Source organism: Phytopseudomonas daroniae (genome assembly GCF_004327275.1).
Taxonomy (GTDB): domain Bacteria; phylum Pseudomonadota; class Gammaproteobacteria; order Pseudomonadales; family Pseudomonadaceae; genus Aquipseudomonas; species Aquipseudomonas daroniae.
Map to the genome: position 1 here is coordinate 538170 of NZ_QJUJ01000004.1, position 22185 is coordinate 560354.

The 22185-nt window shown below is 63.7% G+C and carries 18 protein-coding genes; 6 read left to right on the forward strand and 12 right to left on the reverse strand.

The window, feature by feature from the left end; all coding sequences use genetic code 11:
• Positions 1-28: 28 nt before the first annotated feature.
• On the forward strand, positions 29-955 hold the full coding sequence (locus DNK10_RS13280) for an ABC transporter permease (RefSeq protein WP_131191873.1): 927 nt from the start codon (positions 29-31) through the stop codon (positions 953-955).
• A gap of 259 nt (positions 956-1214) precedes the next feature.
• On the opposite strand, the gene DNK10_RS13285 is transcribed toward DNK10_RS13280, so the two are convergent.
• From DNK10_RS13285 to DNK10_RS13315, 7 genes are all read right to left on the reverse strand, one after another.
• Positions 1215-2195 carry an isopenicillin N synthase family dioxygenase gene (locus DNK10_RS13285; RefSeq protein WP_131191874.1) on the reverse strand — a complete coding sequence of 327 codons (981 nt, stop codon included), beginning with the start codon at positions 2193-2195 and terminating at the stop codon, positions 1215-1217.
• A 171-nt stretch (positions 2196-2366) separates the two neighbouring features.
• Positions 2367-3449: a BMP family ABC transporter substrate-binding protein gene (locus DNK10_RS13290; RefSeq protein WP_131191875.1), complete on the reverse strand. Its 1083-nt coding sequence runs from the start codon at positions 3447-3449 to the stop codon at positions 2367-2369.
• A 297-nt stretch (positions 3450-3746) separates the two neighbouring features.
• On the reverse strand, positions 3747-5102 hold the full coding sequence (locus tag DNK10_RS13295; protein WP_131191876.1) for an 8-oxoguanine deaminase: 1356 nt from the start codon (positions 5100-5102) through the stop codon (positions 3747-3749).
• Positions 5103-5335: 233 nt separating this feature from the next.
• A complete protein-coding gene (locus tag DNK10_RS13300) occupies positions 5336-6109 on the reverse strand; it encodes an ABC transporter permease (RefSeq protein ID WP_131191877.1) in 774 nt (257 codons plus the stop codon).
• A 21-nt stretch (positions 6110-6130) separates the two neighbouring features.
• Positions 6131-6910 carry an ABC transporter ATP-binding protein gene (locus DNK10_RS13305; protein WP_131191878.1) on the reverse strand — a complete coding sequence of 260 codons (780 nt, stop codon included), beginning with the start codon at positions 6908-6910 and terminating at the stop codon, positions 6131-6133.
• Positions 6911-6968: 58 nt separating this feature from the next.
• Entirely contained in the window at positions 6969-8015 is a 1047-nt protein-coding gene (locus DNK10_RS13310) for an ABC transporter substrate-binding protein (protein ID WP_131191879.1), read from the reverse strand.
• Positions 8016-8058: 43 nt separating this feature from the next.
• Positions 8059-8850: an outer membrane protein OmpK gene (locus tag DNK10_RS13315; RefSeq protein ID WP_131191880.1), complete on the reverse strand. Its 792-nt coding sequence runs from the start codon at positions 8848-8850 to the stop codon at positions 8059-8061.
• A 363-nt stretch (positions 8851-9213) separates the two neighbouring features.
• Between DNK10_RS13315 and DNK10_RS25885 the strand changes: the two genes are divergently transcribed.
• On the forward strand, positions 9214-9357 hold the full coding sequence (locus DNK10_RS25885) for a hypothetical protein (protein ID WP_165495983.1): 144 nt from the start codon (positions 9214-9216) through the stop codon (positions 9355-9357).
• A gap of 169 nt (positions 9358-9526) precedes the next feature.
• On the opposite strand, the gene hpxO is transcribed toward DNK10_RS25885, so the two are convergent.
• Complete coding sequence (gene hpxO, locus DNK10_RS13320) at positions 9527-10684, reverse strand: FAD-dependent urate hydroxylase HpxO (RefSeq protein ID WP_131191881.1); 1158 nt, start codon at positions 10682-10684, stop codon at positions 9527-9529.
• Between the two features lie 495 nt (positions 10685-11179).
• Complete coding sequence (locus tag DNK10_RS13325; RefSeq protein WP_131191882.1) at positions 11180-11971, reverse strand: AraC family transcriptional regulator; 792 nt, start codon at positions 11969-11971, stop codon at positions 11180-11182.
• Between the two features lie 98 nt (positions 11972-12069).
• On the opposite strand from DNK10_RS13325, the gene DNK10_RS13330 reads away from it, so the two are divergent.
• A complete protein-coding gene (locus DNK10_RS13330) occupies positions 12070-13065 on the forward strand; it encodes a bile acid:sodium symporter family protein (RefSeq protein ID WP_131179261.1) in 996 nt (331 codons plus the stop codon).
• Positions 13066-13246: 181 nt separating this feature from the next.
• On the opposite strand, the gene DNK10_RS13335 is transcribed toward DNK10_RS13330, so the two are convergent.
• The 3 genes from DNK10_RS13335 to DNK10_RS13345 are packed head-to-tail and all read right to left on the reverse strand — an operon-like array spanning position 13247 to position 18620.
• On the reverse strand, positions 13247-16321 hold the full coding sequence (locus tag DNK10_RS13335; RefSeq protein ID WP_131191883.1) for an efflux RND transporter permease subunit: 3075 nt from the start codon (positions 16319-16321) through the stop codon (positions 13247-13249).
• Positions 16318-17526, reverse strand: a complete 1209-nt coding sequence (locus DNK10_RS13340) for an efflux RND transporter periplasmic adaptor subunit (protein WP_244216252.1) — start codon at positions 17524-17526, stop codon at positions 16318-16320. The genes DNK10_RS13335 and DNK10_RS13340 overlap by 4 nt, the downstream gene beginning before the upstream one ends.
• Positions 17523-18620, reverse strand: coding sequence for an efflux RND transporter periplasmic adaptor subunit (locus DNK10_RS13345; protein WP_131191884.1), 1098 nt, complete (start codon positions 18618-18620; stop codon positions 17523-17525). The genes DNK10_RS13340 and DNK10_RS13345 overlap by 4 nt, the downstream gene beginning before the upstream one ends.
• A 150-nt stretch (positions 18621-18770) precedes the next feature.
• Here DNK10_RS13345 and DNK10_RS13350 point away from each other — a divergent pair, with 150 nt between their 5' ends.
• From DNK10_RS13350 to DNK10_RS13360, 3 genes are all read left to right on the forward strand, one after another.
• The gene (locus tag DNK10_RS13350) at positions 18771-19832 is read left to right on the forward strand and encodes a PA0069 family radical SAM protein (RefSeq protein ID WP_131179258.1); all 1062 of its coding nucleotides are present in this window, start codon (positions 18771-18773) and stop codon (positions 19830-19832) included.
• Between the two features lie 208 nt (positions 19833-20040).
• A complete protein-coding gene (locus DNK10_RS13355; protein ID WP_131179257.1) occupies positions 20041-20766 on the forward strand; it encodes a carbonic anhydrase in 726 nt (241 codons plus the stop codon).
• Between the two features lie 352 nt (positions 20767-21118).
• The gene (locus DNK10_RS13360) at positions 21119-22024 is read left to right on the forward strand and encodes a helix-turn-helix domain-containing protein (RefSeq protein WP_131179256.1); all 906 of its coding nucleotides are present in this window, start codon (positions 21119-21121) and stop codon (positions 22022-22024) included.
• Positions 22025-22185 lie beyond the last annotated feature (161 nt).

The window sequence follows — 22185 nt, forward strand, 5'->3', positions numbered from 1 at the left end:
CCTGTTCAACGCCTGCGAGAACTGATTCATGGACATGGAACTGCTCGGAAACATTCTGTTTGCCATGGTGCGCTGCGGTACGCCGTTGTTGCTGGTCGCCCTCGGAGAACTGATCTGCGAGAAAAGCGGCGTACTCAACCTCGGCCAGGAAGGCATGATGCTGTTCGGCGCGGTGGTCGGTTTTATCGTCGCCTTCGCCACCGGCAGCCTCTGGCTCGGCGTGCTGTTGGCCTGCCTGGCCGGCATGCTGCTGGCCTCGTTGTTCGCCCTGGTGGCCCTGGGCTGCCAGGCCAACCAGGTAGCCACCGGCCTGGCCCTGACCATTTTCGGTATCGGTCTGTCGGCCTTTATCGGCAGCGCCTGGGTCGGCAAGCCGCTCAGCGGTTTCGAGCCGGTCGCCATTCCCCTCCTCAGCGACATTCCGCTGATCGGCCATATGCTGTTCAAGCAGGATGTGCTGGTCTACCTGTCTCTGGCCCTGTTCGCTCTGGTCGCCTGGGTGCTGATGAAAAGCCGCCTGGGCCTGATCATCCAGGCCGTTGGCGAGAATCCCGACGCGGCCAGCGCCATGGGCCTGCCGGTTCTGCGCGTGCGTACCTTGGCGGTGCTGTTCGGCGGGGCCATGGCCGGCATGGCTGGCGCCTACCTGTCGCTGGCCTATACACCGATGTGGGCGGAAAACATGAGCGCAGGGCGCGGCTGGATCGCCCTGGCCCTGGTGGTATTCGCCAGTTGGCGGGTGTGGCGCGTACTGCTGGGTGCCTACCTGTTCGGTCTGGCCAGCATCCTGCACCTGGTGGCTCAGGGGATCGGCATGAACATCTCGGCCAACCTGCTGGCGATGCTGCCGTATGTGGCGACCATTCTGGTGTTGGTGATCCTCTCTCGCGATACGCTCAAGACCCGCCTGTTCGCCCCGGTTTCCCTCGGCCGGCCGTGGAAACCCGGGCACTGATCCACTCCACCTGCTGCCTCGCCAGGCCGCAGGTCGGTTAGCTCTGCGCGGCTGGGATTGCCTGCGCAGGCTGGACAGCAGCGGCTCACACGGCAACCTGACGAATCAAGGCCGCGTTTTGCCGCCGTTCGGCGGCGGTCGGCAGGGCTGCGGCGAGACTGATTCTGGCGCTTTTCGGTTCGGTGACGGTTGCAGGCCGGTGCATGCCTTCGAGACCGCTACGGGCGGCTGCATGCAGGCGACAGGCCGCCGTTGCGCGTCAGGGGCTGCTGGCGGCGGCCTGATCCGTGTCACGGCGATAGGCATAGGTTTCGGCGAAACGCGAGAGCATGTAGTCGCTGCAGGATATGGGGGCGTATTTGGCTGGGTGTGCGCTGTCCAGGCAGCCCGGCAGGCAGCTGATTTCGGTATCCGGATGCGGTTCGGCGAAAAATGGCATCGAATAGCGATCGATACCCTGAGAGCTGATCACCCGGTGTGGGGTGGACTTGTAATTGTCATTGCTCCAGCGCGCCATCATGTCGCCGATGTTGACCACGAAGGTGCCATCGATGGGGGGGGCGTCGATCCACTCGCCCCGAACATTCTGCACTTGCAGGCCGCCGACGCTGTCCTGGTACAGCAGGGTCACGCAGCCATAGTCGGTATGCGCCCCGGCACCTTGCTGTTCGCTGCAGTTGGCTGTCTGGCTAGGCGGGTAGTGGATCATCCGCAGCACGCTGATCGGCTGCTCGAAGCGCCGGTCGAAGAAGTCGCGTTCAATGCCCAACGCCACGGCCATGGCTCGCAGCAGGGTTTTCGACAGTTCGTGCATGTCCAGGTAGTGCTGCTCCAGCAGCGCCTGCCAGCCAGTGATGCGTGGATAGCGGTTTGGCCCGCGCAGCGGTTTGCCAGCGAGCACATCGGGGTGTCCTGCGGGCAGGTTGAGCCCCATGTCGAAGGTTTCTTTCAGGTCACACGGCTTGCTCGGGTCGAGCTGCTCGGTGGCAATGGCGCCATAGCCACGGTGATGCCGGCTCTGGGTGATGTCGATGCTCAGCTTTTCCTCGGTCGCAAGGGCGAAGAAGTCGATGGCGGCGGCTTTCAGTTCGGCGATGCGCGCGGAACTGATCGGGTGGCCTTCGATATAGAAGAAACCCCACTCGCGACAAGCCTGGTCGATTTGCCTGGCGACGGTCGGCCAGCCGGATTGGTCGGCGCTATACAGGGGAGAAATATCGATGATCGGCAGTGCGTTCATGGTTGCTCCTGGTGGGGCGGTGCTGCGAGTGTTCTCGTTCCCAGGGCAGCGAAGGGGCGCAATTGCAGTCCGCCATTGGGGCGCGGTCATGCTTGCGCTGGGGCGGCGCGTATCGCTCCTGAGTCCACCTGGCTGCGTGTAGCGCAGCCAGGGTCATACCTGCAGGGGGGCTTATTTCGGGATTTGTGCGCCAATGCCTTTGACGTAGTAGTCCATGCCCGCCAGTTCGGCGTTGCTGGCGGTAGTCCCGGCCGGGATCCTGACTGCGCCGCTCTGATCCATGATCGGGCCGGTGAACGGGTGGAAGGCTCCTGTCTTGATGTCGGCGATGATCGCCTCGGCTTCGGCTTTCACGTCGGCCGGTACCAAGTCGCTGATCGGCAGCTGGATGGTGCCATCAGCCAGGCCGCCCCAGTAATCCTGCGACTTCCAGTTGCCGTCGATCACGGCCTGGGTCGACTTGATGTAGTGCGGGCCCCAATTGTTGACGATGGAGGTCAGCACGGCCTTCGGTCCGAAGTGGCCCATGTCCGAGGCATAGCCCACGGAGTAGACGCCACGGCGCTCGGCGGTCTGGATCGGTGCCGGGCTGTCGGTGTGCTGGAACACCACATCGACACCCTGGTCGATCAGCGCGTTGGCGGCGTCGGCTTCCTTGCCCGGGTCGAACCAGGAGTTGACCCACACCACTTTGATTTCCGTCCCGGGGTTGTATTTGTCGAGTGCCAGCTGGATCGAGTTGATGTCGCGGATCACCTCTGGAATCGGGAAAGAGGCGATATAGCCGATCTTCTTGGTCTTGGTCATTTTGGCGGCGAGGAAGCCACCGACGTAACGGCCTTCATAGGACGTGGCCAGATAAGTGCCGAGGTTTTTGTCCTGTTTGTAACCGGTGGCATGCTCGAAAGTGACCTTGGGAAACTGCTTGGCGACTTTGGCAGTGGGGTTCATGTAACCGAAGGAGGTCGTGAACACCAGGTCGTAGCCACCCTTGGCCATGTTGCGTATCACGCGCTCGGCGTCAGCGCCCTCGGCCACGTTCTCGACGAAGCTGGTTTGTACCTTGTCGCCGAAATGCTTGATCAACTCCTGACGGCCTTGTTCGTGCTGATAGGTCCAGCCGTGGTCACCAACCGGGCCAACGTAGACGAAACCGACTTTCAGCGGGTCGGCGGCGTAGGCCCCGAGCGTGGCGCTGAATCCGAGGGCGGCGACGAGTGCGCGTAGCATGGCTTTGTTCGACTTCTTCTGCATGATAGGTGAGGCTCCTTGTTCGTCTATTTTGCGTGGCTGCCCTTGGGCTTTCGGATGACTGCAAAAAGCTGACCAACTAGACAAAAACCGGCAGCGCCAGTACGACGCCTGCGAACCCGGCCGCGCGTACGCCGCGATGTGCCGGACTGGTGCATGGGCAGCACGGGTCGCCATGCGCTGGTGCGTGGCAAGCATCGATCCCAAAGGTCTCTCGCTCCCTGCTCGCGTTGTGCAGAGAGCAAAACATGACCTGCTGGTGACCGTATTCGCGTTGCCCGACACGCTGCAGTGTTCGCATCACCCGCCGATCAGTGCTTTTGCCGCCTGCCGGTGTTGGGCTATCAGCGCCAGCAGGTCGAGACCGTCGATCTGGCCGTCGATCACTCGCCACTGGCCACCGATCATCACCCGGTCGGCGCGGTCGGCGCCGCACAGCAGCAGCGCCGAGAGCGGGTCATGGCTGCCGGAGAAGCGCAGTTCATCGAGCTTGAATAGCGCCAGATCCGCCTGCTTGCCTACCGCCAATTCACCAATGTCGCTGCGTCCGAGCAGGCGCGCCGAACCGCGCGTGGCCCAGCCCAGCGCCAGCTCCGGGGTGATCCGCTCGGCGCCGTAGCGCAGGCGCTGCAGGTACAACGCCTGTTTGGCTTCGAGAATCATGTTGGAGGCGTCGTTGGAGGCCGAGCCGTCAACGCCCAGGCCGATCGGCGCGCCGGCCGCTTGCAGGTCGACGGTCGGGCAGATCCCCGAGGCCAGGCGCATGTTTGAACTCGGGCAATGGCAGATGCCGGTGCCGGCAGCGCCAAGGCGGGCGATCTCGTCCGGGTTGAAGTGGATGCCGTGGGCCAGCCAGGTACGCGGGCCGAGCCAGCCGACGCTGTCCAGATAGTCCACGGTGCGCAGGCCGAAGCGCTGCAGGCAGAAATCCTCCTCGTCCAGCGTCTCGGCGAGGTGGGTGTGCAGGCGCACATCCTCGGCCGCGGATAGCGCGGCGCTGGCGCTCATGATCTCGGTAGTTACCGAGAACGGCGAGCAGGGAGCCAGGGCGATCTGCACCTGTGCGCCGTCGCCGCGTTGGTGATAGCAGCGGATCAGCCGCAGGCTGTCGTCGAGGATCACCTGACCTTCTTGCACCGTCTGCTGCGGGGGTAGGCCGCCGTCCCTCTCGCCGAGGCTCATCGAACCACGGGTCAGCATGGCGCGCATGCCCAGTGCACGAACCGCCTCGACCTGCACGTCGATGGCGTCTTCCAGACCATCCGGAAACAGATAGTGATGGTCTGCCGCGGTGGTGCAGCCGGACAGCAGCAACTCGGCGAGCGCGACGCTGCTGGCCACCGCGAGTTTTTCCGGGGTCAGCCGTGCCCACACGGGGTAGAGCGTCTTCAGCCAGGGGAACAGCGGCTGGTTGACCACCGGCGCCCAGGCGCGGGTAAGGGTCTGGTAGAAGTGGTGATGGGTGTTGATCAAGCCGGGCAGCAGCACATGCTGGCTGGCGTCGAACACCTGATCGCAGGGTGCGCTGGGCGATTGTCCCGCGCCCAGCAGTTCGGCGATCACGCCGTTTTCGATCACCAGTCCGGCGCTGGCGTCCTGATCGTTGGCGGTGAAGACGGCAAGGGGGTTCTTGATCCAGATACGGGTAGCGGCCATGGGCAGGCTCCTCTGAGGTCGTGTTCAGGTTAGCCAGCTCAGTGTTGACCCTGTCTGCTGATCCAGGGGCGTCGAAGACACGCGAAAAATTGACCGATTTGATGGCCAGGCTCAGTGGCTATTTTTCATCAGGAGCAACTACAACTGCGATAGGTACGGCCGCACAACCATGAGCTCGGCCATGTGGCCAGCACCAGAACGGCTTGTGGGCGTTCTGGTTCCCGGCCATTGATTTACAGGGCGCTGCTTTCGCCACGGTGCGCCCAGCCCGTCAGGCGCTTCTCGAAGAAGGCGAACAGCTCGTACATCACCACGCCCATGGCGCCGATGACGATCAGCCCGGCGAACACCAGGGCCATGTCCATGGACGAGCTGGCGGCCATCATCAGGTAGCCGATGCCGAGGTTGGAGGCCACGGTCTCGGAGATCACCGAGCCGACGAAGGCCAGGGTGATGGCCACCTTCAGCGAGGCGAAGAAGTACGGCATGGCCCGCGGCAGGCCGACCTTGCGCAGGATGTCCAGGCGCGAGGCGCCGAGCGAGCGCAGCACGTCCTCCAGTTCCGGCTCCAGGGTGGCCAGGCCGGTGGCGACGTTGACCAGGATGGGGAAGAAGGAGATCAGGAAGGCGGTGAGGATCGCCGGCACCGTACCGATGCCGAACCACACCACCAGTACCGGCACGAAGGCCACCTTGGGGATGCTGTTGAAACCCACCAGCAGCGGATACAGCGCCTTGTACACCAGCGGCGACAGGCCCACCGCGATGCCCAGCAGCAGGCCCACGGCCACGGCGATGGCGAAGCCGGCCAGGGTGGTGAAGAGGGTTTGCGTGGCATGCATGAGGATCGGTTCCCAGCGCGCCAGGCCGGCCTGCCACACCGCGCTCGGGGCGGGGAACAGGTATTCGGGCACCTTGAAGCCGGTGCAGATGGCTTCCCAGAGGATCAGCAGGAACAGGATGACCAGCCAGGGCGCCAGACGGATCAGTTGTTTTTCAGTGAGCATGGCAGTGGATCTCGTGGAGGTTCAGGACTCGCGGATACGCCCGATCTGTTCGCGCAGCAGGTGCACGTCGGCGGCGAAGGCTTCGCTGTAGGTGGCTTCCAGGGTGCGCGGGCGCGCCAGTTCGATGGGCTTGCGCAGCAGGATGCGCCCGGGGCGCTTGCTCATCACGTACACGGTGTCGGCGAGGAACACCGCTTCGCGCAGGTCGTGGGTCACCAGGATCACGGTGAACGGCTCGCTGCGCCACAGCTCCTGCAGCAGGCACCAGAGTTCCTCGCGGGTGAAGGCGTCGAGGGCGCCGAAGGGTTCGTCGAGCATCAGCAGGCGCGGTTTGTGGATCAGTGCGCGGCAGATCGAGGCGCGCTGCTGCATGCCGCCGGACAGCTCCCAGGGAAACTTGTCCTCGTAGCCGGCCAGGCCGACCCGCGCCAGCAGGTCGCGGGCCTGCTGCTCGTAGGCCTTGCGTTCGCGGCGCAGGTTGGAGCGGTACGGCTCGACGATCTCCAGCGGCAACATGACGTTCTGCAGGGTGGTGCGCCAGGGCAGCAGGTTGGAGGCCTGGAAGGCCATGCCGATGCATTTCTGCGGGCCGCCGATCTGGCGGCCGCCCAGGTAGACATAGCCGGCGCTGGGTTCGCGCAGGCCGGACACCAGCTTCATCAGCGTCGACTTGCCACAGCCGGACGGGCCGACCACGGCGACGAACTCGTTCTCGCGCACCGTGATGTCGATCTGCTCGATGGCCAGCGGCCCGCCTTCGTTGTAGGCCAGGCTGACGTTCTCAAATTTGACGAATTCCATGGAACACTCTCGGGCTGTGCTGCATCCCCGGCGCGGCAGGCGACGCCGGGGACGGCTTTCAGGGCAGTTGGCGATCCGCCGCGGCGGGCAGGTAGGCGGCGTCGAACAGGCTGTCTGCCGTGGGGACGTTTTGCAGGCCATAGGCGCTGACGGCTTCCTCGATGGCGCGCTGCAGGCGCTCGGCCTTCACCGCGCCGAGGCCGATTTCGCGCACTTCGTCGGTGGCCACGTTGGCGTCCAGGGCCAGCTGCAGGCGGCTCAGCTCCAGGTCGGCCTTGGCCAGGGGATCCTGCTTGACCACGTAGGCCACGGCGCTGTCGGGATCGGTCAGGGTTTCCTGCAGGGCCTTGTTGAAGGCGCGCAGGAAGCCTTTGACCAGTTCGGGTTTGTCCTGCAGCAGCTTGTCGCTGGCGATGATGGCGTTGCCATACAGCTCCACGCCGTACTGCGGATACGGCAGGCTGACGATGTCCTCCGGCTTGACCCCGCGGGCCTGCAGGTTGAGCAGGCTGGTGAAGTAGAAACCGGTGATGGCGTCCACCTGGCCGCGGGCCAGCAGGGTCTCGCGGATCGCCGGGTCGACGCTCTGCCAGGTCACGTCGTCCGTTGCCAGGCCATTGTGCCGGGCGAAGGCTGGCCAGGCCTTGCGTCCGGCATCGAACACCGGCGCGGCGAGGGTCTTGCCCTTGAGGTCGGCGGGGCTGGCGATGCCCGAGGACTTCAGCGCGAACACCGCCGCCGGGGTGTTGTTGTAGACCATGTACACGGCCTTGAGCGGCGTCTGCGGGTTGCCCGCGCTGTATTCGATCAGGGCGTTGAAATCGGCGAAGCCGATGTCGTAGGCGCCGGTGGCGACCCGGGTGACCGCACCGGCCGAGCCATTGCCGGCGTCGATGCTCACCTCCAGGCCCTCTTCGGCGAAGTAGCCTTTCTGCGCGGCCAGCAGGAACGGGGCGGAAGGGCCCTCGAAACGCCAGTCGAGGGTGAATTTGACGGGCGTCAGGGCGGCGGCCTGGGCGCTGGCCATCAGCCCGGCCAGACCCAGGGCGCCAAGCCATTTGCCGGTGGCGGCGAGCAGGCGCCGTGGTGGGATGGATGCTGTCATCGAGGCTTCTCCGGCGCCGCGCGAGCGGCGCGTTTTCCTTGGCTTAGAAATGCACCTTGAGCATGGCGCTGGCGGTGTTCTGGTTGGTGGTGAAGGCCGAGCTGTCCTCGATGCCGAATTTGTTGCTCCAGTAGTCGTACTCGATACCGACGTAGACTTGCTGCTCACCCCAGTCCAGCGCCTTGCCCAGGTCGTACTTGATCTGCGGATTGATGTGCAGGTTCTTGGCCAGGTAATCGCCTCTGGCCTTGGAGCCGGCATCGTTGACCACCCAATCGATGTAGCCGTCGATGAGGATGTCCGACTTGCCCACGGGAATGGTGATGGCCCAGGTAGGGGTGATCTGCCACTGGCCGGACGGTTTGCCGGTGATGCCGTCGGGCTTGCGGTAATAGACGTTGATGCCCAGGCGGTCGAAACCGGGCACGTTCAGATCCACCGCCGGGCCCAGCAGGTAATTGCGATTGCGGTTCTCGCCGCGCTCGTAGGTGGCGCCGATCAGCACGTCCTGGATCGGGCCGAAGGACAGGTCGCTGCCGCTGATCTTGCCCAGCGACAGGCGCGGGCTGAACTCGCCGTAGTAGGTATGGCCGGCATTGCCGCTCTCGCCGTTGAACCACTTGTTGTCGACGAACAGGAAGATGTCGCCCCAACTCCAGCCGCTGGCGTGCTCGAAGGTGACGGTCTGCTGGATCGGTTCCTCGACCTTGAAGTTCTTGCCATACAGGTACGACAGGCTGTTGTTCTGCCACAGCAGCGGGCTGTCGGCATAAACATCAGCGGTGCTGAGCAGGCTACCGGCGAGCAGTAGGGACAGCGGCATTGTGCGATTCATCGATGCTCCTAAGTTGTGTTTATTGGTCTTTTTCTCTGGCCGAATGGTCAGGTATTTTCGCTATTGCAAATATCTGACCAAGTGGACAGGTAAGCATGGGAGGACTCGATATATTTCTGTCATGTAGTCGCAACCCCCTTGCAATCCGCGGCCTGGGCTGCAATTCAGGCAGCACATGCGCAGCGTTTGCTGGCCGCCGGCATTCGCTGCAGCGCAGAGTCCTGCCTCTATATGAGGCAGCGTGCACTGGCTCTGCGCGTGGCTAGGCACTACGCGGTGATTGGCGCAGAGCGTGAAGACATGACGAAAGCGCCCTTGGGCTGCATGCACGGGCAATTGATTGGCTACGGGTGGCGTTGGCTCATGTCCGCCAGGCTTTATGGCACCAAGCCGGACAGCGGCTGGGGGCGCAGCAGCGCTCTGCTGTCGGTGCGCGAGGGGCGCGCTGGCGATGAAGGCGGCGGCATGGGAGCAGCTGTCACGGCGACGCTATCTCAAGGTCGCTGAGCGGCGGTCACACCTGCTGGTGCTGTTTCAGCGAGATCTGCGTCTGTTGCCACTGATCACTCAAGGGGCTGCGTGGGTGCACGGTCTCTGCTTCAACGCAAAGTCTACGGGCTGCCTTATGCTTAAACATCTGAGCAGGCATGGCCTCGGGGTGGGCAGCCGTTCAGTCTCACAGAGGTCCGCCCTGCACTGTTTTCACCAGCCCGTTGATAATCCCTTCACCTGTTTCCAGGGCCAGCTGCGCATACCAGGCTTGAGTTGCCTGCGGGTTTTCACCATGAATGATCGCGGCTCGCTCTCGCGCTTTGCTGACGAGTGATGCCACGCGGTCGGCGCGCGCGTGTTGATAGGCTTCGAGTGCCTCATCGACCCGGCTGGACGAGGTCAGGCACTGCATCAGAACCCAGGCATCTTCCATTGCCTGGCAGCCGCCCTGGCCTATATTGGGCGTCATGGCATGGGCCGAGTCGCCTAACAGTGCGACACGCTTACTGACCAAACAGGGAAGCCGTTCCGTGTCGTAAATCTCCAGCCGCGCGATCATCGCGGGATCCAGTTGCTCGATCAGGCGTTGGACGGGGGGCGCCCATCCAGCGAAATGCTCCTTGAGCTCTTCCCGATAGCGCTCACGTATGTTGGGCGTGCCCTGCGGCAATGGCACATCGAAGAAGAAATAGAACTCGCCGCCACCCATGGGCATTAGAGACACCCGCTTATCTTCACCCACGTACTGTGCCCATTCGTGGCCGTCGCCCAGCGCTGAGTCTGCGCGGACACGACCATTCCAGTTCACATAGCCGCAATAGCGACGGTCAATCTGTTTTCCGGTGACGAGGTTTCTCAGGGTGGAGTGCGTACCGTTGGCCGCAATCAGCAGATCCCCACGTATCGTTTCGCCGCTGGAAAGTTTCACCGAAACGCCGTCTTCGTCCTCCTCATAGCCCTCAATCGCCACCCCGAGCGAGATGCTCTCCAGGCCAACTGACTCAAGCAGGATTCGCTGCAGTTCAGCGCGGGCGATGGGTATGGCGCGCTGATTGACGTGTTCGTAAAGCGCGCCAAGGCTGAAGCGGGTCAGGAGTTTTCCTGTCTGGTCGCTGTAGCTCATCGCGCGCATATCACCGCCCGCGTCTCGAATGGCCTCGGCGAGCCCGAGCGCTTGCAGAACCTTGACACCGTTTGGCCAGATAGAAATGGCCGCTCCGATGGGCGCCAGTTCAGTCGCCCGTTCATAAGCGTGCACTCGGCATCCTGCTTTCTGCAGTGCAGTCGCTGCGGTAAGGCCGCCTATACCGGCGCCGGCGATGATCACATTGAGGTCTTTCATACGTTCTCCTGAGGAATGCTGAAATTCCTGCAAAAAGCTGACCATGTTGACAGGAAATTAAGGAGGCATGATCGCGATTTCCCGGTACTGAACAAGGATTGCGGCCAAGGCGTTTGAATATTGAGGCTTTGCAGCCGGAGAGTCGGTTCATGATCCGAGTCTCTTACCGGATACGCCCGGCATCTTTAGCCGTCTGCGTCGGTAAGCTTTTCAGTCGCGTCGCCAGCCTGGAAAGAATGTGGCGCATCGATAGTGCTGATTGCACCGGGGTGGTGCGTTTTTTGCTTCTTCGCGAGGTGGAGTGGCCTGGCAGCAGGGCAAGAAAGCCGCGCTTGGCGTGTTGGTCAAACGTTTAAGAAGGCAAGCCCGTGGCACCTGCTGTGTGGCGATAACGCTGTAGGTGATCCGTGTGATCGGCGCACAGGCGGCCGATACCCAGTGGTGCGCCGGGCGAGCACGGTTATTCATCGCTGCAGGTTCGTCGCGGCTCCTGACTCAGCCGCGAAAGAACTCCCCCGGCGTGGCGCCGAACTGCTGGCGAAACGCGGCGATGAAGGCCGAGGTGGAGTCGTAGCCGCAGAGCAATGCCACGTCGGTGACGCGCTGGCCCTGTTCCAGGGGCGTCAGTGCGCCGAGCAGGCGCAGGCGTTGGCGCCAGGCGCGGAAGGTCAGGCCGGTGTCGCGCAGGAACAGGCGACTCAGGGTCTTTTCCGACACGCCGAGGTTTTCGCCCCAGGCCGCCAGCGGGCGGTCGTCATCCGGTCTTTTCTGTAGGCGACTGCACAGCGTGCGCAGGCGTGCATCGCTCGGCAGTGGCAGCGACAGATGCACTTCGGGCGCCGCCCGCAGGCGGTCGAGCAGTACCTGTGCGAGCCGGCCGTCCGGGCCCGTTTCATCGTATTCCACCGGCAGTTCGCAGAAGCTGCGGATCAGTTCGCGGGTCAGGGCATCCACACCGAGCACGCGGCAACTGCCGGGCAATGGATCGACACGGTTGTCGTCCAGGTAGAGGCTGCGCATTTCGGTATTCGGCGAGCTCAGCACCTCGTGTTCCAGGCCCGCGGGAATCCAGATGGCCCGCTGCGGGGGCGCGACGAAGCTGCCGACCGCGGTGCGCACATGCAGCACGCCCTGGATGGCGTAGGTCAGCTGCACCCACGGGTGATTATGACGCGGCGTGCCGGTCTGCCGGGGCAGGGATTCATTACGCGCGTACAGCGGCCGCGGCAGGCGCTGCAACTGGGGAATACTGCGTTCGGCAATCGCGTTGTGTCCGTTAGGCGACATGATCTGGCTTTATGGCGTTAGTCGGCAATGAAGGCTCAGGGTAGAGTGGGCGCCTTTCTATGGCAACTGCCTGCCTTCGTCTGCTCGGAATTCTGCCCATGGCCCGCTCCCGTCTGCTGCCCGACAACTTCACGCTGACCCTGATCGCCGTCGTCGCCACCGCCACCTTCCTGCCCGTCAGCGGCGATGCGGCGGTGGCCTTCGGCTGGATTACCAACCTGGCCATCGCCCTGTTGTTCTTCCTGCACGGCGCCAAGCTGTCGCGTGAGGCCATCGTTGCCGGTGCCGGCCACTGGCGTCTGCACCTGCTGGTGTTCAGCTGCACCTTCATTCTCTTCCCTCTGCTGGGGCTGGCGCTCAAGCCGTTGCTGTCGCCAATGATCGGCACCGAGCTGTACCTCGGCATGCTCTACCTGTGCGCCTTGCCGGCTACGGTGCAGTCGGCCATCGCCTTCACCTCCCTGGCACGCGGCAACATTCCCGCGGCGATCTGCAGCGCGGCGGCCTCCAGCCTGTTCGGCATCTTCCTCACGCCGTTACTGGTGGCGTTGCTGATGGATGTGCACGGTGACGGTGGCTCGACCCTGGATGCCATCGGCAAGATCACCCTGCAGCTGCTGGTGCCCTTCATCGCCGGCCAGATCGCCCGGCGCTGGATCGGCGCCTGGGTAGGCCGCAACAAGAACTGGCTGAAGTACGTCGATCAGAGTTCGATCCTGCTGGTGGTCTACACCGCCTTCAGTGCGGCGGTGGTCGAAGGTCTGTGGAATCAGGTGTCCTGGCCGACCCTGGCGGCGCTGGTGTTCGCCTGCTGCCTGCTGCTGGCCCTGGCGCTGGGTATCACCGCGCTGCTGGGCAAATGGTGCGGCTTCAACGTGGAAGACCGTATCACCATTCTGTTTTGCGGCTCGAAAAAGAGCCTGGCGACTGGCGTGCCGATGGCCCAGGTGCTGTTCGCCGGCAGCAGCATCGGCCTGATGATCCTGCCGATGATGCTGTTCCACCAGATCCAGCTGATGGTCTGCGCGGTGCTCGCTCAGCGCTATGCCAAGCGTCCGGAATCCGTGGACGAGGGTTTGCAAGCCAAGGTGTGACGGCCATGCGTGCGCCGTCCGATCCGTAGGGTGGGTGGAGGCGCGCTATGTATTCGATGACGAAGCTGGTGTCGCGCGCCGTAACCCACCGCAGGGGTTATCGGTGCAATGTCGGTGGTGGGTTACAGCGCCCCTGGGAATGTTGTCTGTGCCGGCTACCGACGTGGCGCTTGCACCCACCCTACGATTGCGTCTCTTCATCATCCTCGCGAATGCGATACCACGCCACATACAACGCCGGCAGGAACAGCAGGGTCAGCAGGGTGGCGCTGAAGATGCCGCCGATCATGGCGTAGGCCATCGGTCCCCAGAACACTTCGCGGGCGATGGGGATCATGCCCAGGCTGGCCGCGGCGGCGGTCAGCAGGATCGGCCGTCGGCGGTGCTGGGTGGCTTCGACCACCGCTTTCCAGGGCGAGTCGCCGGCGCGTTCGAACTCATCGATCTGGGTCACCAGGATCACCGAGTTGCGGATGATGATGCCGATCAGCGCCAGGATGCCGAGGATGGCCACGAAGCCCATGGGCGTGCCGGTGGGCACCAGGGCCAATACCACGCCGATCAGCCCCAGTGGCGCCACGCTGAACACCAGGAAGGTCTTCGCTACGCTGTGCAGCTGGATCATCAGAAAGGTGGCCATCAGGAACAGCATCAGTGGCAGCACGCTGGCGATCGGGCCCTGGGCCTTGCCGCTTTCCTCCACGGTGCCGCCGGTGGCGACGCTGTAGCCGTTCGGTAATTGATCCGAGAATTTGCGGATGTCCGCTGCCAGGTCGGTGACCAGATCGGTCGGCTGGATATCGCTGGCCACAGCGGCCTTGAGGGTGATGGTCGGCTTGCGGTCGCGGCGCCAGACCAGCGGTTGTTCCAGCTCGTAGCCCACGCTGGCGAAGGCGCGCAGCGGAATGGCCACGCCGCTCGGGGTGACGATCTGCAGGTTCTCCAGGGTCTGCGGTGAGCTGCGTTCGCTGTCTTCGGCACGACCGATCACGTCGATCAGGTAGATGTCGTCCTTGACCTGGGTGACCGTGGTGCCGCTGACGATGCTGTTCAGCAGGTTGGCGACGTCCTCCGAGGACAGGCCGAACTGGCGCGCCTTGTCCTGGGCGATGTCGATGCGCAGCACCTTGCCCGGCTCGTTCCAGTCGTAAACCATTTCGCCGATGTCCGGGTTCTTGTCCAGCAGCGCCGCCAGTTCCAGGGCGTGTTTGCGCACCTGGTCGACATCCGCGCCGCTGATCCGATACTGGATCGGCCGACCTACCGGCGGGCCCATTTCCAGCGGCTGGACGAAGCTGCCGATGCCGACGAAATCTTCGCGCAGGCGTTTCTTCAATTTGCCGACCAGCCGATCGCGGGCGTCGATGTCCTGGCTGACGATCACCAACTGGGCGTAGAACGGATTCTGCAGTTGCTGATCCAGCGGCAGGTAGAAGCGCAGGGCGCCCTGGCCGATGTAGGTGCTCCAGCGGGCGATGTCCGGATCGTCCTTGAGGCTGGCTTCGAGGCGGTCGACCTGGGCGCGGGTCTCGTTGATCGAGGCGTTTTGCGGCAGGTTGAGGTCGACGAGAATTTCCGGGCGATCCGAGGCGGGGAAGAACTGGCTCTGCACCAGGGTCATGCCTGCCAGAGAGGCGGCGAACATGGCCACCGTCAGGCCGATCGTCCACCAGCGGTGCCGCATGGCCAGCAGCAGGCCCTTGTCGAAGGCGCGGGCGATGCGTCCCGGGCCGCTTTCCTTGGCCTTCATGCGCTTGGGCAGGATATGCACGGCGATCACCGGGGCGAATACCACGGCCACCAACCAGGATAGCGACAGCGCCACGGCGATCACCGCGAACAGGGTGAAGGTGTATTCGCCGGCCGAGCTGGCATTGAGGCCGATGGGCACGAAACCGGCCACCGTCACCAGGGTGCCGGTGAGCATCGGGAACGCCGTGGAGGTGTAGGCGAAGGTGCCGGCGTCGTGCAGCGAGTCGCCTTTTTCCAGGCGCGTGACCATGATCTCGACGGTGATCATGGCGTCATCCACCAGCAGGCCGAGGGCGATGATCAGCGCGCCCAGGGAGATGCGCTGCATGGTGATGCCGCTGTACTCCATGAACATGAAGGTCATGGCCAGCACCAGCGGGATCGAGCAGGCGACCACCAGACCAGCGCGGATGCCGAGGCTGACGAAGCTGACCAGCATGACGATCAGCACGGCCTCGAACAGTGCGCGGGTGAAGCCGCTGACGGCTTCGTCCACCACTTCGGCCTGATCCGACACCACATGCACGCCAACGCCCACCGGCAGATCGGCGGTCAGCTCGTCCATTCGCGTGTGCAGGGCCTTGCCGAAGGTCTGGATGTTGCCGCCGTCGCGCATGGCGATGGCCAGGCCGATGGCAGGCGTGCCGTTGAAGCGGAACAGCGATTGCGGCGGGTCGACATAACCGCGGCTGATCTCGGCGATATCGGTCAGGCGATAGAAACGATCATCCAGGCGCAGGTTGACGTTGCGCAGGTCGGCTTCCGAGGCGAACTGGCCACTGGTGCGTACGGAAATACGCTCCGGGCCGGCTTCGATCACGCCGGAGGGCGTCACCGCGTTCTGCGCCTGCAGGCTCTGGATAACCTGGCTCTGGTCGATACCCAGAGCGGCCAGCTTGCGGGTCGAGAAAGTGAGGTAGAACACCTCGTTCTGCTGGCCGACCATCTGCACCTTGCCCAGGTCGGGCACGCTGCGGATCTCGGCACGCACCTGTTCGACGTAGTCGCGCAGGGCCCGCATGCTCAGTCCGTCGCCGGTAAAGGCGTAGATGGAGCCGAACACATCGCCGAATTCGTCGTTGAACGAAGGGCCCTGCAAGCCCTGGGGAAACTCGCCGCGGATGTCGTCGACCTTCTTGCGCACCTGGTACCAGATGTCGGGAATATCGCCGGCCTTGGTGGTGTCGCGCAGGAACACCATGATGGTCGACTCGCCGGGCCGTGTGTAGCTCTTCACGTAGTCCAGGGAGTCCAGTTCCTCGAGCTTCTTCTCGATGCGGTCGGTGACCTGGTTGAGCGTCTCGTCCACCGTGGCGCCCGGCCAGCGGGTCTGGATGACCATGGTCTTGATGGTGAAGGAGGGGTCTTCCTCGCGGCCCAGGTTCATGTAGGAAATCACTCCCATGAGCAGGGACACGAACAGCAGGTACCAGACGAACGACTGATGCCGCAGCGCCCAGTCGGAGAGGTTGAAGCCGTTCTTGCGCGGCGCCTGCTGATTCATGGTGCCACGCCCTCATCGATGCGTACTGCCTGGCCGTCCTTGAGCTCGCTCAGGCCGGCGCTGACCACTTTGTCGCCAGGGGCCAGGCCCTCGACGCTGATTTGTTGACCTTCGCGGCCGACTATCCGTACGGCGCGCGGGTGCACGGTTTTCGCCGCCGTGTCGATGACCCACACGCGGGGCTGGCCGTCGATCTCCTGCAGCGCACCTGCCGGCAGCAGGCTGCGCGGCGTCTGCTCGCGGGAAAGGCTGATGGCGACCGCGGTGCCCAGGCGCAGGCCGGGGGGCGTGTCTTCCAGGGTCAGGCGCGCGCGGCGGGTGCGGGTCGCGGCGTCGGCACGCGGCCCCAGCTCGCGGAGGTGGCCGCGAGTGGCGATGCTCGGGTCGAGCTGGGAGACGACGTTGAACTTCACCCCGTCGTCCAGGGCGTCGGCCAGCTCCACGGGCAGGTCGAAAACCGCCTCCTTGACGTCTGGGCGGGCCAGGGTTACGACTTCCTGGCCGGCGCCGACCACTTGGCCGGCCTCCACGTGCCAGGCCGTCACCACCGCATCGAATTCGCTGTTCAGGGTGCCGTAGGCGAGCCGGTCGCGGGCCTGCCGCGTGGCGGCTTCGGCCTGGTCGCGGTTGCTGCGGGCGCTGCTCAGTTCGGTCTGCGCCTGTTCCAGCACGGCCTTGGCGCCGACGCCCCGGTCGAACAGTTCCTGCTGGCGGCGGGCACTGGCCTGGGCGTTGATCCACTGCGCTTCGCTACGCGCCTGATCGCCTTCGCTGGCACGCAGGGCGTTCTGCTGATCGGTCGGGTCGAGGGTGGCCAGGGTCGTGCCGGCCTTCACTTCGGCACCGGCGTCCACCAGGCGCTGGGCGACGCGGCCGCCGACACGAAAGCCCAGCGTGCTCTGCACCCGAGCCTCGATGGTGCCGGCGAAGCGGCCCAGAATCTGCTGGTTCTGTTGTTGCACCTCGGTATACAGCACCGGGCGGATCGGTTCGGGCTTCTCCTCCTCGGCGCAGCCTGCCAGTAGCACGGCTGCGATCAGGGCGATACCGGTACCAGGCCGTTGAAAAGCGTAGGCGAGGAAGTCAGCGCAAGGCGAAAGTAGCCGAGAAAGCGGAGTGTACGAGTAGTACATGAGCATTTTGAGGCTGCTTTCAACGCCGTGCTGGCGACGCAGGTAGTTTTTCAGCGGTCTGGCAGGTCTCATGGCTGTTCCTCCTGCTCGCGCGCCTCGGCGACTTCCACCTTCTGGCCCGGGTGCAGCAGTTGCCCGCCGGCCACCACCACGCGATCGCCATCTTCCAGGCCGCCGCGAATGATCACCTTGTCGGTCAGGTAGCGACCGACCTGCACCGGATGCAGCTGCGCGACATCGTCGTCGCCAAGCCGCCATACCGCCGGTTCGTGCTCGGCCTTGGTCAGCGCCGACCAGGGCAGCTCGACGCTGCGGTTGGTCTGGTTGCGCACATGAGCACTGACGGTGGCACCCAGGGTCATCGCCGCCGGCACCTGCTCCAGGCCGACCTTGACCTGCAGCGTGCCGCTCTGCGCCGACACCTGGGGATTGACCTCGCGCACCTTGCCTTCGGCACTGACATCCGGGTTGTCCAGCAGGCTGACGCGCAACGCCTGGCCGGGCTCGACGAGCAGGGCTTCATAGACGTTGAACACCGCGTCGCGCTCACCTTCACGGGCCAGGCCGAAGATCGGCGTGGCCGCCTGCACCACCTGGCCCACCTCGGCCTGGCGGGCGGTAATGACCCCATCGCTCTCGGCGCGCAGTTCGGTGTAGCCGCTTTGTTCACGGGCGTCGGCCAGTTGTGCTTCGGCCGCGGCCAGGCTGTTGCGCGCGCTGCGTTCGCTGGCCAGGGCGCTGTCGTATTCGCTGCGGCTGGTGTATCCCTTGGGCAGCAGCTGTTGCTGGCGCCAGAGGTTGGCCGCACTCAGTTTTACCTGGGCCCGAGCGGCTTCGGCGGCGGCCTCGGCGGAACGTACCGCGTTGCGTTGATCCTGTGGATCGAGCCGGGCCAGTACCTGGCCGGCCTGCACGCTGTCGCCGACATCGACCAGGCGCTCGGTGATCTTGCCGCCAATGCGGAACGACAGATCGGTCTGCACCCGTGCCTGTATATCGCCGGTCAGCGTGGCGTCCGCCGCGTAATCGACCTGGCTCACCGTCGCCACCTTGACCCGTGGGTGCTGTGGCTCGGGCGGCGTCTCGTCGGCGCAGCCGGCCAGCAGCACGAATGCCAGCAAGGCCCCGGCAATACGAGACGAAGCGAAGATCGATACGGGTGGCATGCGGGCTCCGGCACGGCAGGATGCGAAGGTGTGTGCAGATGCGACCGCAGCGGGCGACGAACGGTTCAGGCAACCTCTTCCGACGAAGGTGGCTTGTACCTGTGCGGGTAAGCGAATACTGTATTTATATACAGTTATCGAGCCTCCATCATGAATCCCACCTCAGCCCCGCGCGGTCGCGGCACCGCCAGCAAACCCCACAACCGCTTCGCGCCTACCACGAGCGAGGCCGAGGACGATGGCTGGTATCAGGAACAGACACCGCTGACCTTCGTTACCGAGGTGCGGCATGAGTTGGCGAAGACGGTGATCAGTCGCAACAACTCGCCGGATGTGGGGTTCGACCGTTCGGTGAATCCCTACCGGGGTTGTGAACACGGCTGTATCTATTGTTTTGCGAGGCCGAGCCACGCCTACTGGGATCTGTCGCCGGGCATCGATTTCGAGACCAAGCTGATCGCCAAGACCAACCTGGCCGAGCGCCTCGAGGAGCAACTGAGCAAGCCGGGTTATGTGCCCAAACCCATCGCTCTGGGCATCAACACCGATGGCTATCAGCCCATCGAGCGTGAGCATCAGTTGACGCGCCAGGCCCTGGAAATCCTTCTGCGCTATCGCCACCCGCTGAGCATCATCACCAAGAGCGCACTGATCCTGCGCGATCTCGACCTGCTCGAAGAGCTGGCCAGCCTCAATCTGGTCAGCGTGGCCTTCAGCGTCACCACCCTGGATGACGAACTCAAACGCATCATGGAGCCGCGTACCGCTGCGCCGCGGGCACGCCTGCGGGCCATGCGCACCCTTCATGAGCACGGCGTACCGGTGGGCATGATGGCAGCGCCGATGATTCCGATGATCAATGACATGGAACTGGAGCGCCTGCTCGAGGCCGGGCGCGAGGCGGGGGCGAGTTCGGCGGGTTATGTGCTGCTGCGTTTGCCGCTGGAGATTGCCGGGTTGTTCGAGGAGTGGCTGCAGACGCATTTCCCTGAACGCGCCGAGCATGTGATGAGCCTGATTCGCCAATCCCGCGGTGGGCAGAACTACGACAGCCGCTTCGGCTCACGGATGAAGGGCGAGGGCCATTTCGCCGAACTGCTGGCCCAGCGCTTCCGCCTGGCCCGGCGTCGTTACGGTTACGACGGCACCAAGCGGGCCAGCCTGGATTGCTCGCAGTTCTGCCCGCCGGGACAGCAGATGGGGTTGTTCTGAGAAAGGTGGTGGCGGCTACTAGCTACTAGGAGGGCGGGCGCAGTGCTTTCCATCCCTCAATCACCCCGGCGAGCGGAGATTTGTCACGCAGACGTGCCTTGAATGATCTTGGCACAGTCCAAGCCTTCGACCACTTGTCGACAATCCTGCCGACTGGGAAGCTGTGCGCTGTCATACGCTTCGCCCCATCCGTAAACGAGGTAACGCTATGCCTGGTAATCATCGTTCTGCCGATGGCAAATCCGAGAAAAACGCCGCTTCTGCCGCCGAGGCGCTGGATCACCTGGTCGATGGCTTCCTGCGCTTTCGCCAGGATGTGTTCCCGCAGCAACAAGCACTGTTCAAGAAGCTTGCCCACGCTCAGTCACCGCGTGCCATGTTCATCACCTGTGCCGATTCGCGCATCGTTCCCGAGCTGATTACCCAGAGCGAGCCGGGCGATCTGTTCGTGACCCGCAACGTCGGTAATGTGGTACCGCCTTACGGCCAGATGAACGGTGGGGTTTCCACCGCCATCGAGTACGCCGTAGCGGCGCTGGGCGTACAGCACATCATCGTCTGCGGTCACTCCGATTGTGGCGCGATGAAAGCGGTGCTCGATCCTGCCACCCTCGAGCGCATGCCCACGGTCAAGGCCTGGCTGCGCCATGCCGAAGTGGCCAAGACGGTAGTCGCGGACAACTGCGGCTGCGCCGATCACACCACCCTGGGTGTGCTCACCGAAGAAAACGTGGTGGCTCAGCTCGACCACCTGCGTACCCATCCATCGGTGGCCTCACGCCTGGCCGCCGGGCAGTTGTTCATCCACGGCTGGGTGTATGACATCGAAAGTTGTCAGATCAAGGCGTACGATTCCGAGACAGGCGCGTTCCGCCAGATCGGTGACGGCCCGCTGCCGATGGCCACACCGCGTGCACGTTATCCACAGGGCTGAGAGGCCGCCCGCCGATGGTTGCGTAGGGGCTGCAACGTGGCGGGAGCGGGCATTGCAGTTTGCGTGGGAGGGGCTTTAGCCGCGATTGAGCCGTCAAGGGCGCGAAGGGCTCGCGGCTAAAGCCCCCCACAGTGATAGAGCGTAGGGTGGATGACGCTCTTTTCATCCACCATCGCGGTTGCAGAGCGGTGGACGGATGAAGCGTCGTCCACCCTACGAAAGGCCGCTTTCGCCTTGTAGCATCTTGTTCGGACGCGAGCCCGGTTCGCGGGCGCGAGATCGGCGAACTCGGAGGGCTATGCTAGGGTCTCTAGTCGATATTCCGACAAAAACAAAACGATGCTGCCCGATCATGTCCCGAACGCAAAGAACGCTCGATCCGTCCTATGAGTTGATGGATGACCACGAAGGTCATTCGCTGATCTATCGCCAGCATGGCTTTCCCAGTCCGCTGGTGCGCTGGCATTTCCACAAGGAATACGAGCTGCACCTGATCGTCGCCAGTTCGGGCAAGGTGTTCATCGGCGATTACATCGGCAACTTTTCCCCCGATACCCTGTTTCTCACCGGCCCCAACCTGCCGCACAACTGGATCAGCCAGATGGCCGTGGGCGAGGCGGTGGCCCAGCGCGACATGCTGGTCAACTTTACCGACGAGGTGCTGGAAAGCGGCACCGCGGTGTTCGCCGAACTCAAGGATCTGCAGCCGCTACTGACCCGTGCCCACTATGGCATCGAGTTTCGCTGCGAGCGCACCATCGCCGAGGCCCGGCATCTGCTGCAGCGCATCGCCGACTCCCAGGGTATGACTCGTCTGGGGAATTTCTTCATCCTCATGGAGCTGCTCGCCGCGTGCGACGATTACCAGCTGCTCTCGGACAGAACCGCGGCGCAGCTGGCCGACGAGCATCATGTCGAGCGTATCAACCGAGCGGTGGATTACATCTTCCAACACTACGCCCAGGAGCTGACCCAGGAGGAAGTGGCCGAGTATCTGGGCATGACGCCCACGTATTTCTCACGTTTCTTCAAGCAGGCCACCGGGCGTGGCTTCGTCGAGTTCGTCAATCGCATGCGGGTGAGCAAGTCATGCGAGTTGCTGACTCAGAGCGACAAGCCGGTGACTCAGGTGTGTTTCGAGTCCGGCTTCAACAACATTTCCAACTTCAACCGGCGTTTCCAGCAGCTCAAGGGCATGACGCCCAGCGGCTACCGCAGGCTGGTCACGCAACGCGTTACCGAGCAAAACCTGTACTGATTCTGTCGCTCTCATTCGCTCCGTCGATGCTGTTAAGCCCGTGCTTTAGGCTCTCAAGCAGTTTTAGTCGATATTTCCGACTGCCATTGCAGTGCAAAAAAGTATCAGTACTTGTGCAGTCGAGGCGTTGTTCGCGCCTTGTTGTAGGGGTGTAATCCGAG